This is a genomic window from Floridaenema evergladense BLCC-F167, assembly GCF_041929205.2.
Lineage (GTDB): Bacteria > Cyanobacteriota > Cyanobacteriia > Cyanobacteriales > Aerosakkonemataceae > Floridanema > Floridanema evergladense.
In genome coordinates, this window is the sequence record NZ_CM171625.1 from 4,179,357 (window position 1) to 4,194,782 (window position 15,426).

10 protein-coding genes and 1 pseudogene are annotated in these 15,426 nt (G+C 41.8%); 8 read left to right on the forward strand and 3 right to left on the reverse strand.

Going from position 1 to position 15,426, the window contains the following annotated elements; translation table 11 throughout:
• Nucleotides 1–121: 121 nt before the first annotated feature.
• Nucleotides 122–943, reverse strand: coding sequence for an SIMPL domain-containing protein (locus ACE1CA_RS20395; protein WP_413280057.1), 822 nt, complete (start codon nt 941–943; stop codon nt 122–124).
• A 27-nt stretch (nt 944–970) separates the two neighbouring features.
• Between ACE1CA_RS20395 and ACE1CA_RS20400 the strand changes: the two genes are divergently transcribed.
• The 5 genes from ACE1CA_RS20400 to ACE1CA_RS20420 all read left to right on the forward strand — a co-directional run bounded on the left by ACE1CA_RS20400 (nt 971) and on the right by ACE1CA_RS20420 (nt 9,313).
• Entirely contained in the window at nt 971–2,500 is a 1,530-nt protein-coding gene (locus tag ACE1CA_RS20400; RefSeq protein WP_413280056.1) for a cation:proton antiporter, read from the forward strand.
• 554 nt (nt 2,501–3,054) lie between these two features.
• Entirely contained in the window at nt 3,055–4,854 is a 1,800-nt protein-coding gene (locus ACE1CA_RS20405) for an N-acetylmuramoyl-L-alanine amidase (protein ID WP_413280055.1), read from the forward strand.
• A 139-nt stretch (nt 4,855–4,993) separates the two neighbouring features.
• Nucleotides 4,994–5,827: a glutamate racemase gene (murI, locus tag ACE1CA_RS20410; RefSeq protein WP_413280054.1), complete on the forward strand. Its 834-nt coding sequence runs from the start codon at nt 4,994–4,996 to the stop codon at nt 5,825–5,827.
• Nucleotides 5,828–6,641: 814 nt separating this feature from the next.
• Nucleotides 6,642–7,613 (forward strand): solanesyl diphosphate synthase, encoded by a 972-nt coding sequence (gene sds / locus ACE1CA_RS20415; protein WP_413280073.1) that lies wholly within the window; start codon nt 6,642–6,644, stop codon nt 7,611–7,613.
• A gap of 314 nt (nt 7,614–7,927) precedes the next feature.
• Entirely contained in the window at nt 7,928–9,313 is a 1,386-nt protein-coding gene (locus ACE1CA_RS20420) for a B12-binding domain-containing radical SAM protein (RefSeq protein WP_486517463.1), read from the forward strand.
• Between the two features lie 385 nt (nt 9,314–9,698).
• Here the strand turns inward: ACE1CA_RS20420 and ACE1CA_RS20425 are convergent, their stop codons facing one another.
• Entirely contained in the window at nt 9,699–10,187 is a 489-nt protein-coding gene (locus tag ACE1CA_RS20425) for a hypothetical protein (protein ID WP_413280052.1), read from the reverse strand.
• Nucleotides 10,188–10,382: 195 nt separating this feature from the next.
• On the opposite strand from ACE1CA_RS20425, the pseudogene hetZ reads away from it, so the two are divergent.
• From hetZ to ACE1CA_RS20440, 3 genes and pseudogenes are all read left to right on the forward strand, one after another.
• A pseudogene (gene hetZ, locus ACE1CA_RS20430) lies at nt 10,383–11,572 on the forward strand (heterocyst differentiation protein HetZ).
• Nucleotides 11,556–12,587 carry a hypothetical protein gene (locus ACE1CA_RS20435; RefSeq protein ID WP_413280050.1) on the forward strand — a complete coding sequence of 344 codons (1,032 nt, stop codon included), beginning with the start codon at nt 11,556–11,558 and terminating at the stop codon, nt 12,585–12,587. Before hetZ ends, ACE1CA_RS20435 begins: the two are co-directional and overlap by 17 nt.
• A 24-nt stretch (nt 12,588–12,611) precedes the next feature.
• A complete protein-coding gene (locus ACE1CA_RS20440; protein ID WP_413280049.1) occupies nt 12,612–14,951 on the forward strand; it encodes a transglutaminaseTgpA domain-containing protein in 2,340 nt (779 codons plus the stop codon).
• 54 nt (nt 14,952–15,005) lie between these two features.
• Here ACE1CA_RS20440 and ACE1CA_RS20445 read toward each other — a convergent pair whose 3' ends face one another.
• Nucleotides 15,006–15,416 (reverse strand): hypothetical protein, encoded by a 411-nt coding sequence (locus tag ACE1CA_RS20445; RefSeq protein WP_413280048.1) that lies wholly within the window; start codon nt 15,414–15,416, stop codon nt 15,006–15,008.
• Between the last annotated feature and the right edge of the window lie 10 nt (nt 15,417–15,426).

Here is a 15,426-nt window from a genome sequence, read left to right on the forward strand (position 1 = left end):
TTCTTGAAATTTATTAACTCAAAACTCAAAACTCAAAACTTTCCCCCCAATCCCCAGTCCCCAATCCCTAGTCCCCAGTCCCCTTTCTCCCTTCCCCTTTGTCCCTCAAAAATTGCCTTTCCTAATACCGAATTTGCAGTGTTACAAATGCTTCGACTTGCTGTTCTCCACCAACTACAGGAGTAGAAAACTCATTTATTGCTTCTCCTACTGGAGGAGCAGCCGCAGCACGAACACGAAATGCTATTGGTGGTGATGCGCCATTAACTTGAATGTAAACTACTTCCTGTGGTTTTAAATTTAAAGCAGCTAAAACGGCATTAGCTTGTCTTTGAGCGTCTAAGGTAGCTTTTTGTAATGCTTGTTCTTGAGCTTTAGCTATAGCACTATCCGTAGCCACAAAACTAATCCCATCAATTCTAGTCGCTCCCGCTTTCACCGCTTCATCCAACAAGTTACCGATTCGTTGGGTATCGATGCGAAAACTGACTGTGTTAACTGCGGTGTATCCGATCAAACGCTGGACGTTATTTTGGTAGGAGTAGTTGGGATTGAGGCGAATGCCAGTGGTTTGGAGTTTTTCGACGTTGCGCGATCGCAACAACTCTACCACTGCTGTCGATCGTCGCGCCACCTCCCGTTGCACCTCCTGAGCCGTTTTCCCCTGCGCCTCCACACCCAAACTTACCTGAGCAATAGTAGCAGGAATTGACTCCATTCCCCGACCTGTCACCGTCACAGTCCTGATTAACTGTCCGGGGATTTGTCTTTGCTCTTGAGCCAAAACCACACTACCAGGAAATACGCTCAATAGTCCGACACCTAAAATTATCGGTATTGTCAAAATTAGTTGATTAACGCTGACGTAATGACGGGGAGAAACAAATTTACCTTGGCGATCGACAAAAAATAAATCTTTGAATTTGTAAAGAAACTTGTACATTAGAAAAAACGACACTCTGTTAAACTAATGGCTGATGTATTTGCCTGGTCGAATTTCTTCACACCTTTGTTCCCGAAACTCTCCTGGGGACAAACTGCACCCATACTGGCAGCTACCCACGAACTAGATGCAGACAGTGCAGCACTGGTGTTGCCAGGAGTATTACTGAGTCTAGTAGTAGTTTACCTAGCCAGTAAATTTGGCGGGGAATTGTCTAACCGACTAGGCTTTCCGCCAGTTTTAGGCGAACTGGTAGCTGGTGTTATCGTTGGGATATCTGCCTTACATTTACTAGTATTTCCCGAAAGCGGAGCCCAAAGTTCTGATTCAGCAATTATCCAACTGTTACAAACAACTGCTGGATTAAACTCACAATCAGCAGAAGCAGTATTCAACGCCCAAAGCGAAGTAGTTTCTGTGTTATCAGAACTAGGAGTCATTCTCCTGCTGTTTGAAATTGGCTTAGAATCAAACATCAAATCTTTAATGGCAGTCGGTTATCAAGCTACCATTGTTGCTTGTGTCGGGGTAGCCGTACCCTTTGCTGCTGGGACAGCAGGATTAATGCTATTGTTTGGTGTGCCAGCAATTCCCGCAATTTTTGCTGGTGCGGCTCTCACAGCTACTAGTATTGGCATTACTTCCAAAGTTCTTTCAGAAATCGGACGTTTAAACACCAAAGAAGGTCAAATTATTCTTGGTGCTGCCGTTATCGACGACGTTCTCGGTATCATCGTTTTGGCTGTTGTCGCTAGTTTGGCAAAAACTGGCGAAGTGGATGTAATGAACGTCATCTATCTGATAATCAGTTCGTCAGTTTTCCTGCTTGGTTCTATCTTATTAGGCAGTTTCTTCAACAAAACCTTTATTAGAGTAGCTAATCTACTCAAAACTAGAGGTGGATTATTAATTCCTGCTTTAGTTTTTGCCTTTTTGATGTCTTACTTAGGAGCAGTAATTCACTTAGAAGCAATTTTAGGTGCTTTTGCGGCTGGTTTAGTCCTAGATGAAAGTGATGAAACTCTGGAATTACAAAAACAGGTAATACCAATAGCTGATATGTTGGTGCCTGTTTTCTTTGTCTGTGTTGGTGCTAGAACTGATATTGGCGTACTCAATCCCACAGTTCCCACAAATCAGGAAGGTTTGATTATCGCTATTTTCTTAATAGCAGTAGCCATTGTTGGTAAGATTGTCACTGGTGCTACAGTGTTTGGTCAAGGTAAGATGAATCGGTTGGCGATCGGTGTAGGCATGATTCCTAGAGGTGAAGTAGGATTAGTATTTGCTGGCATTGGTTCGGCAAGTGGTACTTTATCTAAACCTCTGCAAGCAGCGATCATCATGATGGTAATTATTACCACTTTCCTCGCACCTCCCCTGTTAAGAATCGTATTTCGAGACGAACTTGAACCTGCTTCAGAATCAGGTTCACCAAATTTAAATAGTCAAAATCAATCACCTTTCGTTCAGGAATCAGCAATGATTAAAGAGTGTTTTAATCAAGATTCATCAGCAGGAATACCAGAACAAGCGAGCAATCTATCCAAAGAATAAAGTAAGCAATTAGAAGGCTTTTAGGCAAAATAGCTAAGGAAAGATAGCTTCTACTTTCAGCTTTTTCTGCCACATTTCACCAGCAAACTAAATAAATAGCGTTAGGGAAAAGGAAGAAGGAAATTGAATTCACCTTTTCCCTTTCTTGTCTGAAAGCATCAGAAAATTAACTTCCCCTTGTCCCTTCTCTCCCTGAACCCTACCTCATACCAAATCCAGTTTAAAAAACCCTGTTATTCTTTAGACCGCGTAGCCGGACTTTTTTGTGTAGTAGCGATTTCAATTGCCATAAGATATGGGGGGTAGCTAACCCAGATTTGGTATCAGTTGATTCTGGTTAACCCATTAGTGTAAGCTCTCCGATCTGATGGTGTAGTTGGTACAGAGAATATATAGTGCTGTTGGGCGGTAATCTAAATTAGGCCGTTTACTGATAACCATAAGCATTATTCAATGAGAGTACTAACAAAAGTTTTTCAGGGCATCATCGTTCGCTCCTTACCAGCGGGAAGAAGTTCTGCTGCTGGGCTATGTAAATCGTGGAGAAATAAACCGTGAAATTTCACTGGATACTACCCAGTACTTTTTTAAGCCTACTTTTACTTTCATCTCCAGCGATCGCAGGTAAACTGCAATCATGGCGTTTCGATCCTCAACGCAATCAGCTGGTTTTCACCACAGACGGTGACGTTCAACCCAAAGCACAATTATTATTTAATCCCACTCGCTTGGTGATTGATTTACCCGGCACTAATCTGCGTCGGACTATCAATCAACCAGGGAAAGGACTAATCCGTTCTGTAAGAATTGGACAGGTAAACTCTCAGACAACTCGTTTGGTGATTGAATTAGTCAATGGGTATACTCTCGACCCCCAAGAAATAAAATTTCGAGGAGTTTCCCCTAGACAATGGGTAGTCCAACTACCAACACCCACTCGAAGTGATGAACAACCAAATGCAGCTACTGAAGGACAAAGTTCTGGTACTAGTCTCTCTCTTCCCGCCCCAGAAGCCGCTGCACCACCACCTCCACCTGTAACTACTAGGACTCCTGTGGTGCCTAAAATTACCCAAATTCAAGCTTTACAAATAACACCTGATGGTTTATTTTTGCGGACAAATGGTGGTAATCCAGAGATTGAAGTGGAGCGGAGTAGGGAAAACGTAAATATTGTCTTGGAAGGGGCGATGCTCTCGCCTCAACTCTTAAATCGGGAATTTTCCGTTAACCGTAATGGTGTTAGTGTTATTCAATTTAATCAGGTCAATAATAATCCGCCTGTAGTCCGGTTGACGCTGAAAGTAGCGGAAAACAGTCCAAATTGGACTGCCAATGTCAGCAATTTGGGTGGGATTGTTTTGCTACCAGGGGGCGAACAGTCTACTACTGCTCAAAGAGGGGAACGTCAAAAAGCGAACATTCAATCGATCGAACTAAATGGCAATCAATTGCTAATTCGAGCAGATCAGCCTTTTACCTACACTAGCGGTTGGGATAGGTCTAATGGTGCTTATCGAATTACGGTGAATTCAGCAGAGTTAATTGAGCGATTCCAAGAACCGAGACTCGATCGAGATGCGCCCATATTACGCTTGCGCGTCCGTGAGGATGATGGTAGAGTGACGATCGCGCTGTTTCCAGCTTCTGGGATTCAAGTCGGAGAAGTCAGCCAGCCTAGTCCCCAACTTTTGGCTTTACCCTTTTATAGCGCCAGAGCGGGACAAGTTCCCACCAGCCAAAATTATCCTCCTTTAGGTCAAGGGGTGTCAGATTATCCTTATCAACAGTTACCTACACGCCGCCCAAATGCCCGGGCTTTAGTAGTAATTGACCCCGGACATGGGGGAAAAGACCCAGGTGCGATCGGAATTGGCGGATTAAAAGAAATAGATGTCATCTTGCCAATCTCGCTCCAAGTCGCTAGATTATTGGAACAACAGGGTGTTCAAGTAGTTCTGACTCGCGATGCTGATTATTTTGTGGAGTTAGCGGGTCGAACTGCGATCGCTAATCGAGTTAAAGCAGATATATTTGTCAGCATTCACGCTAATGCCATACCTAATCGCCCAGATGTCAATGGTTTGGAAACCTACTACTTCGACAGTGGTCTGACTCTAGCTCGCTTCATTCACAGTAGCATTATTCAAAGTTTAAATATTCCCGATCGCGGGGTGCGACGCGCTAGATTCTATGTCTTACGCAACAGTGCCATGCCTTCTGTACTAGTAGAAACTGGTTTTGTCACTGGATACGAGGATTCTGCTAGATTGGCAACTCCTGCCTACCAAAATCAAATGGCAGAAGCCATAGCTCGCGGCATTCTTCAGTACCTGCAATATTACAGACAGTAATTAAGTAGTGGATAATCGGTAATGGGAAAACACCAACTACCAACTACCAACTACCAACTACCAACAAGTCAATTTTGACTACAATTCAATCCAAAAACTAAAATTCAAAGCAATCAATTTACAAAGGACTTGGATATCAATGACCTCTCAAAGAATCGGGATTTTTGACAGTGGTGTGGGTGGTCTTACCGTTCTCAGAGAACTTTATCGTCAATTACCATCGGAATCTATCCTGTATTTCGGAGATACAGCTAGATTACCTTACGGCAATCGTCAGATGAGCGAAATCTTAAACTTTGTCCGGGAAATTCTCACCTGGATGCAGCAACAGTCAGTCAAAATGGTAATCATGGCTTGTAATACCAGTTCGGCTTTAGCACTGGAAACTGTAAGGTCAGAATTCAATTTCCCGATTTTAGGAGTGATTTTACCCGGAGCTAGAGCAGCAGTACAACAAGGTAGAAGAATTGGTGTAATTGCTACCCCCGCTACTGCTGCCAGCAATGCCTACCGTCGCGCCATCCATGAGATTGACTCCACAGTTCAAGTTTGGCAAGTAGGTTGTCCCGCTTTTGTCCCTTTAATCGAACAAAACCGGATTTATTCCCACGATACTTACCAAGTAGCTAAGGAATATCTAGCTCCGATGCTGGAGCAACAAATTGATACCTTGGTCTACGGCTGCACTCACTATCCCCATTTAGCCCCAGTGCTAAAGTCTATCCTGCCTCGGACAGTACGTACAGTCGATCCAGCAGTATATGTGGTGAGAGCAGCTGCTCAGGAATTAGATTTACTGGGGCTAAGAAACACTAATCCACCGCAGCCGACGCGCTTCTGTGTGAGTGGCGATCCACATCACTTCGCTCAATTATCGGTGCAGTGGCTAGGTTGTACCCCTGTTGTGGAGCAAGTATGGTTGCCAGCTGTCTCTTTACAGCCAGCGAGAATAGAATCTCTCGAAAGAGAGTAGTTAATATTCAAAATTACTCTTTAGGGCTTGGACTTAACCTTGGGGTCTTCTCCAAGCTCTAGAACGTTGGGCGACGATCAGAAGCAGATAAATCGCTAACAAGTAACCTGTGGCTAAGAAGGGAATCATGAGAGGCATATCGCGGTAAACCATAATTAATTTACTAGTAGATAAAGCAATGGGATTAAGTTGATAGTCATAGAAAATCTCAGCTTGCTAGTACTTACGGGTATCGCACTGGAAAGCTGTCAGCAAAATGAGTCACCCAACGGTACTAATCCCGTTTAGTGTTTCTGTTTGCTTATGGAAACCTTAGATCGGCACTAAGGAATTGCAGGTTAGGTTGGTTAACCCGGCCTTAAAAGTCTTAGAGAAACTCTAAGAAACCGATCGCCGATTTTAATAATCGGTTAAGGTAACTACTTGTCAGTAGCTACATCTATCTTTAAGTGAAAGGAGTCACTCCATATCACCATTGGCAACCAACTTTTGTTGGTTTCCTTGGAGTGTTATTCAAATTTAGTGAAATCCTTACTAACTAGCGTATCACAAGCTTCCCAGCTTTTTGAGGTAGATCGGAAAAATGCTTAAAAATTTTATACAATTTTGGGAAATCAAATTAAGTTTCGATGAATTAATTATTGATGTTTGTAGAATAATGGTAAAATCCACCGAGATAATCGGGGGATTGGGGATGTAGTAGGTAGATTTAGTGAAGAGGATGGGAAACGGGATTTCATCTGTGGGGTGGTTAGCTTAAAATGAGGTAGAGAATATGTTAAATTTCGTAAATAAAGCCGGAACTGGCAGATCCATGACCTCAACTACCTCCCTCTTTTCGCCTGTTGAAGCAGACCTGCGTTTGCTGTCAGAGAATTTAAAGCAGCTAGTTGGTAATCGTCACCCTATCTTGTCTGCCGCAGCGGAACATCTGTTTGGAGCAGGAGGAAAGCGACTGAGACCAGCGATCGTCCTGTTAATTTCGCGAGCTACCATGCTAGGACAGGAGATTACCTCTCGACATCGACGATTAGCTGAGATTACAGAAATGATTCACACAGCTAGTTTAGTACATGATGATGTGGTGGATGAATCGTCGGTGCGTCGGGGCGTACCGACGGTACATAGCTTATTCGGTAATAGAATTGCGGTACTGGCTGGAGATTTTCTATTTGCCCAATCTTCCTGGTATCTTGCTAATCTGGATAATCTGGAGGTTGTCAAACTCCTGTCGGAAGTGATTATGGATTTGGCAACTGGAGAAATTCAGCAAGGTTTGAATTGCTTTGATGCTAGTTTATCGATCGAGGCTTACCTACAAAAGAGCTATTACAAAACTGCCTCACTGATTGCTAATAGTGCCAAAGCAGCTGGAATACTCAGCGATGTGAGTGCTCAAATGGCGCAGAATTTGTATTACTACGGTCGTCATCTCGGTCTAGCATTCCAGATTGTTGATGATATTTTGGATTTTACGGGTTCTACGGAAGTTTTGGGGAAACCGTCGCTTTCCGATTTAAGAAGTGGCAATTTAACTGCGCCAACGCTGTTTGCTTTAAAAGAGAAACCTTTTTTGGAAGTTTTGATCGATCGCGAATTCTCCCAAGAAGAAGATTTAGAACAGGCATTACAACTGATTAATGAAGCCAAGGGTATTGAGAGAGCAAGAGAATTAGCTACTCAAAATGCGCGTACTGCGGTGGAGTTTTTAGCAGATTTACCAGCGTCGGAATCGCGTCAAGCTTTAATTAATATGGCAGATTATGTTTTAAGTCGTCTTTATTAAGAGATTAAGATATGAAAAACTGCGCTCTTTTTAGGGCGCAGTTTTTACTTTTGTTGGCTCTCCCGTACTCATGGTGATAAGTAAACCTGATTAGCTAATAAAATGCTTACTCCTCAAGGCTTCCCAGTCCCTAGTCCCTAGTCCCCAGTCCCTAAAACAATTAATTAAGAAATATAGCGAAATTTTGATTTACTTAAAATCTGTTGTGTGGATTTTTAAATAAATGTAGAGATCGCTGTCATCACTTCCTTAAACAGCTAGGATAAAGTCACTCAAATTTTGCTGATTATATCAGCATCTCAAAAGGCAATCAAATGAAAGTAAAAATGATTTTGCCCGCTCTTACGGAAGCTATTAGCCCTCACTGGCGACCGATTAAATATTCGTTGTTTCCGCCTTTGGGGTTAGCAACGATCGCTGCATTTTTTCAACTAGATGATGAAATTGTTATCCAAGACGAACATATAGAGGCGATCGACTTAGAAGATGAGCCAGATTTAGTAGTAATTCAAGTTTATATTACTTCCGCTTACCGAGCTTACGAATTAGCAGATTATTATCGACAAAGAGGGATTTACGTAGCTTTAGGAGGTTTGCACGTCACTGCTTTACCTGAAGAAGCTAGTCTCCATGCTGATACTATTTTTATTGGCCCTGGTGAGGATACTTGGCCCCAATTTCTCAAACATTGGCAAGTAGGAAAGCCCGAAAAAGTTTATGTTTCGCGAGAACGTAGCTTAATTGATTTGCCTAAAATACGCCGAGATTTAATTAAGCGTCATCTTTATTTAGTACCAAATTCTATAGTTGTGTCGCGGGGTTGTCCGCATCATTGCGATTTTTGTTATAAAGAATCTTTCTTTAAAGGCGGTAAGTCTTTTTATACAGAAACAGTCGATCGCGCTTTAGAAGAAATTGCTGAATTACCGGGAAGACATCTCTTTTTCTTGGACGATCATTTATTCGGAGATACGCGATTTGCCAGTGGTTTATTTGATGGTATGAAAGGTATGGGACGAGTGTGGCAAGCAGCGGGAACTGTTCATGCTGTTTTGCAGCCAAATTTATTAGAAAAAGCGGTGGAAAGTGGATTGCGGAGTTTGTTTATTGGTTTTGAAACTCTTAATTCAACTAATTTGCGCCAACAGCACAAATACCACAATTTAAATCGGGATTATACAGAAGCAATTCGGCGGTTGCACGATTTAGGAGTGATGATTAATGGTAGCTTTGTTTTTGGGATGGATGAGGATGATGAAACCGTGTTCGATCGCACTGTGGAATGGGCAATTAACAACGGCATTGAAACCGCTACTTTTCATATTTTAACTCCCTATCCCGGCACAGATTTATATCAACGAATGGCGACGGAAAACCGTCTTACTAGTGATAATTGGGATTTATACGACACTCGTCACGTTGTTTTTCAACCAAACAAAATGACAGCAGAAGTATTAGAAGCTGGATATTTGCGTGCTTATCGAGATTTTTATCGCTGGAATGCAATTTTCCAATCAGTTTCAACTAAAAATACTTGGGAGCAAAAGTTGCGCCATTTAATTTATGCTGGTGCTTGGAAAAAATTTGAATTTTTGTGGGATTTAATTATCCGCGCCGAACAAGTAAATAAAGTATTGCCAATGTTAGAATCGGTGCTGGATGGATTTGGGAAAAAAAGTGCGATCGCTATAATCGCATAACTCTAAATGTTCCGTCACCAGTTTATTGGTATCTATATTTTCTAATATTTCAGTCAAATCTTGCCAAACTTGGTGATTTTTTAATTCTAACTTTGTCATAGTTTTTAATTAATGTTCTGTTAGTAAACCAGGAAAGTATAAAACGGGAGCATCCCAAATGTGTAAATTGCCCCTCAGACTGGAAGTCTGGGGCTATACAAACCAAGTCCGCCTGCGCGGACTTTTAGCCTGCGGAGGCAGGCTTTGTCTGTGTAGCCTCGATTTCTAATCGCTTGTATTTTTGCAAAATTGGGATGCTCCCGTATAAAACTCCATCTCTAACAATACCTACACGATTCTTGGGAAAAGCCCACAGGCTGAAAACCTGGGGCTAAAATCCTAAATTTTAAGCAATATTGGGTGGAATGTTCCCAGGCGAAGGCTTAGGAATGGGAAATTCCTGTTCTAGATAGGATTGCACCAAACTTTGTAAATCTTCCCGACGCAGTTGGATTCCTTCCGAAAGATTACCAGGGGTTTCAAAAAAGATCGCGCTATCAACAGTGTCCATAGCTACCATTTGGAACAAAATATGGGTGACAGGAACCGGAATCGCCATTACATCGGGATCTTTTAGGGTACTCGTATAAGTGGTGATATCTTGGAGGGTCGAAAAAGCATAGAGGATATGCTTTGTTTCTTGAGGTTGCTCGCTATTGGTGAAAGTTGTGAGTACCCAGGCTTCATCCAAGGTTTGGAGAACGTAGTACTGGGGATGTTGCAACTGACTTGCCAGGAGCTTAAGTGCTGGTGCGATCGCTCGCATCGCCTGGGGTGTTCGCCCATCATTCGGTGCGCCATCAATCAAAAGTTCAATCTGTCGATCTAAATCCATAAAACAAAGCTCTGGGAGTCTACTTTCGAGTCTAACGATTTAGCTAACCAGCGGTGGTCACAGGAGATAGTTTACTCGTGCGAGCAGTTAAAAACAGCTAAAAAGCTGAAGATAAAAGCCTTTTTTCTTGCTGCTCTCTGGCATTAGCGATCGCGGAACCCTCAGAAAAAACTAACCAAGGAGAAATCTGCGGGCGTGGAGGCTATATTTGAGCTAATATTCAACGAACTTAGACGTTCTACCAGTGCTTCAGAGCAAAATTGCCGTGAAGTAGCAGCACGTTTAGGGACAGAAGTAACCCGAATTTGCCAACAAAGTCAAAGGATTCAAAGTTTGGGCGATGTGGAAGTTTGGGGGGCTAAATTAGCTCGTCATCGCTTACAGCAATGTCTCCACTACTACCACCTCAGAGCAACTATGGCAAGGCTGGACTTACATAGTACTTTGAGCGCTATTGTTTATCGCTACATTGCTCCTTCGCGCTCATCTTCAGCATATCAAAGACGTTTGACTTTGATCGAAGACTTTTTGCAGGGATTTTATGTAGAGGCGTTAACTGCCTTTCGTCGGGAAGGAGCAAACTGCGAAACTGCTCCCATTAGTCCTACCTATACACCAAGGACGCTTTTGGAGTTGGCAGAGTTCCTGAGTTTTACAGAACGTTATGCTAAACGCCGCATTCCCATTACTAACAGAAATCGCCAACAGTTAATTATTTTGCGAGCACAGGCTTTTATCCAACAACAACCACCAGAAACACTGATTGATATGGAACAGGTGGCTGACAATGGCGGGGTAGAATCTTCGCCTCAGAATATGGATGAAGTTTTGTTGCAGCAAGTGGGTGAAATGATGTTATTTCAAGAACAGGGAATGAATCAGCAAAATCAACTGCGCCAGTCAGTAATTAATGAATTGATCGGCTATTTAGAGGCACATAAACAGTATGACTGCGTTCAGTACTTTGTACTTCGCCTCAACGATAGTAATACTCAAGAAATAGAGACTATCATGAATTTAACGCCCCGTCAAAGGGACTATTTGCAGCAACGCTTTAAGTATCATCTGATTCGGTTTGCGCTGTTGCATCAGTGGGAGTTAGTACATGAGTGGTTGGAAGCTGAGTTGGATAGAAATCTTGGCTTAAGGCCGCAGCAATGGCAAACTTTTTTGTCAAGGCTGGATTCTAACCAGCAAATTTTACTAGAGTTAAAGCGGCAGAAGTTATCCGATCGAGAAATTGCACAACGTCTTGGTTGGACTGTTAGCCATACTCAGAAGCAGTGGTTTAAGCTTTTAGAATTAGCTTGGGATATCCGTAACTTTCTACCTTAAATTCTCTCTTGTCCGGATCGGGTGCATCGACTGATGAACAGAGACTTTGAAACTTTCCCTGAACATTTTTTTGCTTGGTTGCTTCTGAGCGATCGATCCACCTTATCTGCTAAAGATAAGGAAATTTCTATTTTCAGCGCCAATGACCAAGATTGTGATATAGAAAATTGGGAGTTAGATGATTTAGACTTTCTGGAGTCAGAAGGATTGGATAGCACGACAGATTGGGATTTTCCTGAAGCATCGTCTCAACCGACGGAAGTAGCAGATATTCCGGCGGTACGCGATCGCTTCCAAGCGTTGATTAAACGCCGAATTCAGTTAGAGTTAGAAAATAATCCGCCGCTGTTTCCTTGGGAAACGGAAGATTGGCAATATGAGAGTGACGAAGTTGCTTCGCCTGTAGCCGCAGTGGGGGAAATTTTATGGCTGACTCAAATGGAAAAATTAGCTTTACCTGTATCTATTCCCCAGGAAATTTTATTGAAATTGTTTAATCGATCGCAGTCTGTGCTACAGTCTTCGATCGCTGAAGAAGCCAAAATAGTCCGGGCTGTAGAGGCATTATTTCCTAGTCATTCCCAGTTATTAAAGAGGTTTGCCCAGAAAATTGTCAGTCTTTCCCAAAATTTAACCCAAGTGGACTTTTCCCTGGCTAAATCTCAGTTTCCTCTCACTTACGAAGCAGCGAAAGAAAATGAACGCATGGTATTACTGCTGCTGGTGGCTAAACAAATTTTTGGTTTTCTGACTTTGGCTTTATCACCAACTAACAAATTAGTAGAACGAGAATGGTTGTGTGAGTTGGGAATGCTGACTCTGCAAGTAGAATATAAGTTGGAAGCACAAGTAATTAAATCAATGCGAATCCAATGTTTATTTCCCTGTGGCGGGATTTTAAAATTACAGGGAGGTCAAGCCTCTGCTCGAACTGAACGGCCCGATCCGGGTTTTTTGAGTGTAGAATTGTTTGATTTAGCGCCTAACCAAAGTTACCCTCTAGAAGTTCAGTTTCACCCGTTAGCTCATAATTCGTTAATTTTTGCCATTTATCCTACAATCTAGCTAGATAAAATCGGTGGTTTGGTGATGCAACAACTGCAAAATAGACCTTTTTTCCGCCAATTTCAACAAATGCTACAAGCCAGACCAAATCAAGAGGTTGAGGATTCGATTTGGTTAAGAATTTTGGTGCAATTGTTGGTAGTAATAGGAATTGTCGCTACGGATGTGGCGGCTGAGACTAGTATTAGTTTGTGGGCTGTTCCTGCTAGTATAGCGGGTGCTGTTTGGAGTTGGTATCGACGCAGAAACAGTAATATTCCGATCAAGTTTTGTATTGCGATCGGGATGTTGTTAGCGTTAGCTTCTTTTTTGTTGAATCTTCGAGATTCTTTGAATGATACGCGATTAATTCTGGCAGAATTGTTAATTCAATTGCAAGTTTTGCACAGTTTTGATTTGCCAAGGCGTAAGGATTTAGGTTATTCAATGGTCATTGGTCTGATTTTATTGGGAGTAGCTGCTACTCTGAGTCAGACGATGGCTTTTGCGCCGTTGTTGTTGTGTTTTTTGGCGATCGCTTTACCTGTTTTAGTCCTAGACTATCGCGCTAGATTAGGGTTAAAATCTATACTTGTAAGTAGAGAAAATAGAGGAAAAAAAGAGAAAGTTGTTTTACCTTTTTCGGTAAAACGGTTAAGTTTATTGTTATTATTAGTTGTTGGGTTAGGTTTGAGTATTTTTGCCTTTCTCCCACGAGTTCCGGGTTATCAGTTGCGAACTTTTCCCGTAAGTGCTCCTATTGAGTTAACCGGAAGTTTCGATCCAAGTAATATTAATAACCCTGCTTATAATCGGGGAAGAAATTCTGGGGGAAGTAGTGGTTCGGGTGCTGGGAGAAACCGAGAAAAAGGTGCGGGGGAATTGGATGATACTTTTTATTATGGATTTAATACGATAATTAATCAAAATTTACGTGGCATAATGAAGCCGAAAACTGTGATGCGGGTACGATCGCAAGCGGAAGGTTTTTGGCGAGTCATGGCTTTTGATAAATATACGGGACAAGGTTGGGAAGTTTCCCGCAATAAACAAACTCAAACTATTGAACGTCCGGTTTGGTCTTTTGAATTTATTTTACCTACTTTACCTACTTTAAGTCAGACTCAGGAAGTTATTCAAAGTTATACGGTGGTGTCAGAAATGCCAAATATTATTCCGGCGCTTGCACAACCGAGACAGCTGTATTTTCCTACGCAGCAAATAGCCATAGATGCGGAAAGGAGTTTGCGATCGCCTGTAGGATTAAATGAAGGTTTAACTTATACGGTAATTTCCAATGTTACGATGCGCGATCGTACTGAATTAGGTAAAGCTCCTACTAATTATACCCAAAGAACTAAACAATATTATCTCCAAGTTCCCGAAGCAATTAAGGAAAAGGTAAAAAAACGCACTGAAGAGATTTTAGCTAATCGAAACAAGGTATCAAAATCTAATAAAGAAATTACTTCTGTTTACGAAAAGGCACTTTATTTGGCTCAATATCTCAAACAAAATCCCAACTATAAACTAGAAGGATTACCTCCATTTTTACAGGAAAATGAAGACCTAGTAGAAGCTTTTTTGTTTGGTTATAAGAACAGTCCAGCTAATAAAAAAATAACTGGAGGTTATGCCGATCACTTCACTACAGTTTATACAATAATGTTGCGTTCCATTGGCATTCCGGCGAGAGTAGCCGCAGGTTTTGCGCCAGGAACTTTCAATTATTTCACAGGTTTGTACATTGTAAAAAATACGGATGCTCATTTGCTAACTGAGGTATATTTCCCTAATTATGGTTGGTTTGCTTTCGATCCTATACCTGGACATCCGTTAATTCCGCCTTCGGTTGAAGAAAATCAAACTTTTAGTTTAATTGAGAAATTTTGGAAGTGGATTGCTGGTTGGCTACCTTCACCAGTTACGGGGTTTTTAAATACTGTATTTGGCGCGATCGCAGCTGCTTTATTTACTGCAATAGCCTGGTTTTTTGGGTTATTTTCTAAAGGTTGGACGGGGTTATTTTTGGGATTAATTGTAACTATTGCTTTCGCTTTTTTAGCTTGGTTAGCTTGGCAAGGTTGGCAAATTTGGCGTTATCATTTATGGTTACAAAAATTGCCACCAATGGAAAGTATCTATCAGCAAATGCTGCAATGGTTAAAAGAAAAAGGTTTACGTAAACATCCAGCACAAACACCTTTTGAATATGCCAATGTAGTCAGTCAACATTATTCTCCCGAACGTGCAGAAGCGATCGCAGAAATTTCTCAAGCCTACATTAGTTGGCGTTATGGCGGAGAAAGTCCAAATTTAAAACGCTTAAGAAAGAGATTAAAAGATTTGCGAAAAACTTCTAAGATGCAGGTAAACAGTAAATAATTGCTAAAAACCCGGTTTCTTAAAGAAACCGGGTTTTTAATTATTTAAAATTAATTAACCAACCTGAGTTAAATCTTGTTTGTCTAAGGTAGAAGTAACATCTTCTAATTTCGGTGCAAACAGAAGATCTGCGGAATTAGTATCAACAGGAACCTCTGGATGTGCAGCAGAAGCATCAGCACTGGTAGCATCGACTTTTTTGGCTAGACGTGATTTGTAGGACATTCCCGCAGCAAATAAGCCAGCAACAGCTGCGATTCCTGCACCTGCGATCGCCAACTTAGGAAAATTTAATTTGTTAACAATTAAACCGGATGGATTAGTAGAATCTGCTGTGTTTGTATTCTTAAACTTGGAAAAAGCACAACCACCAACCGCTTCGGAAGGAGCAATATTAGTCAATAAAATACCGCTGCCGATTGCAGCTGTGGATAAAGCGGTTGCCAGAGATAGATTCAGTTTCATAATTGCTGAG

Coding starts and splice junctions, on each gene's coding strand:
- murI (WP_413280054.1), top strand. CDS start 4,994: ATGACCTCTCAAAGAATCGGGATTTTTGACAGTGGTGTGGGTGGTCTT.
- ACE1CA_RS20400 (WP_413280056.1), top strand. CDS start 971: ATGGCTGATGTATTTGCCTGGTCGAATTTCTTCACACCTTTGTTCCCG.
- ACE1CA_RS20395 (WP_413280057.1), bottom strand. CDS start 943: ATGTACAAGTTTCTTTACAAATTCAAAGATTTATTTTTTGTCGATCGC.
- sds (WP_413280073.1), top strand. CDS start 6,642: ATGACCTCAACTACCTCCCTCTTTTCGCCTGTTGAAGCAGACCTGCGT.
- ACE1CA_RS20420 (WP_486517463.1), top strand. CDS start 7,928: ATGAAAGTAAAAATGATTTTGCCCGCTCTTACGGAAGCTATTAGCCCT.
- ACE1CA_RS20435 (WP_413280050.1), top strand. CDS start 11,556: ATGAACAGAGACTTTGAAACTTTCCCTGAACATTTTTTTGCTTGGTTG.
- ACE1CA_RS20440 (WP_413280049.1), top strand. CDS start 12,612: ATGCAACAACTGCAAAATAGACCTTTTTTCCGCCAATTTCAACAAATG.
- ACE1CA_RS20445 (WP_413280048.1), bottom strand. CDS start 15,416: ATGAAACTGAATCTATCTCTGGCAACCGCTTTATCCACAGCTGCAATC.
- ACE1CA_RS20425 (WP_413280052.1), bottom strand. CDS start 10,187: ATGGATTTAGATCGACAGATTGAACTTTTGATTGATGGCGCACCGAAT.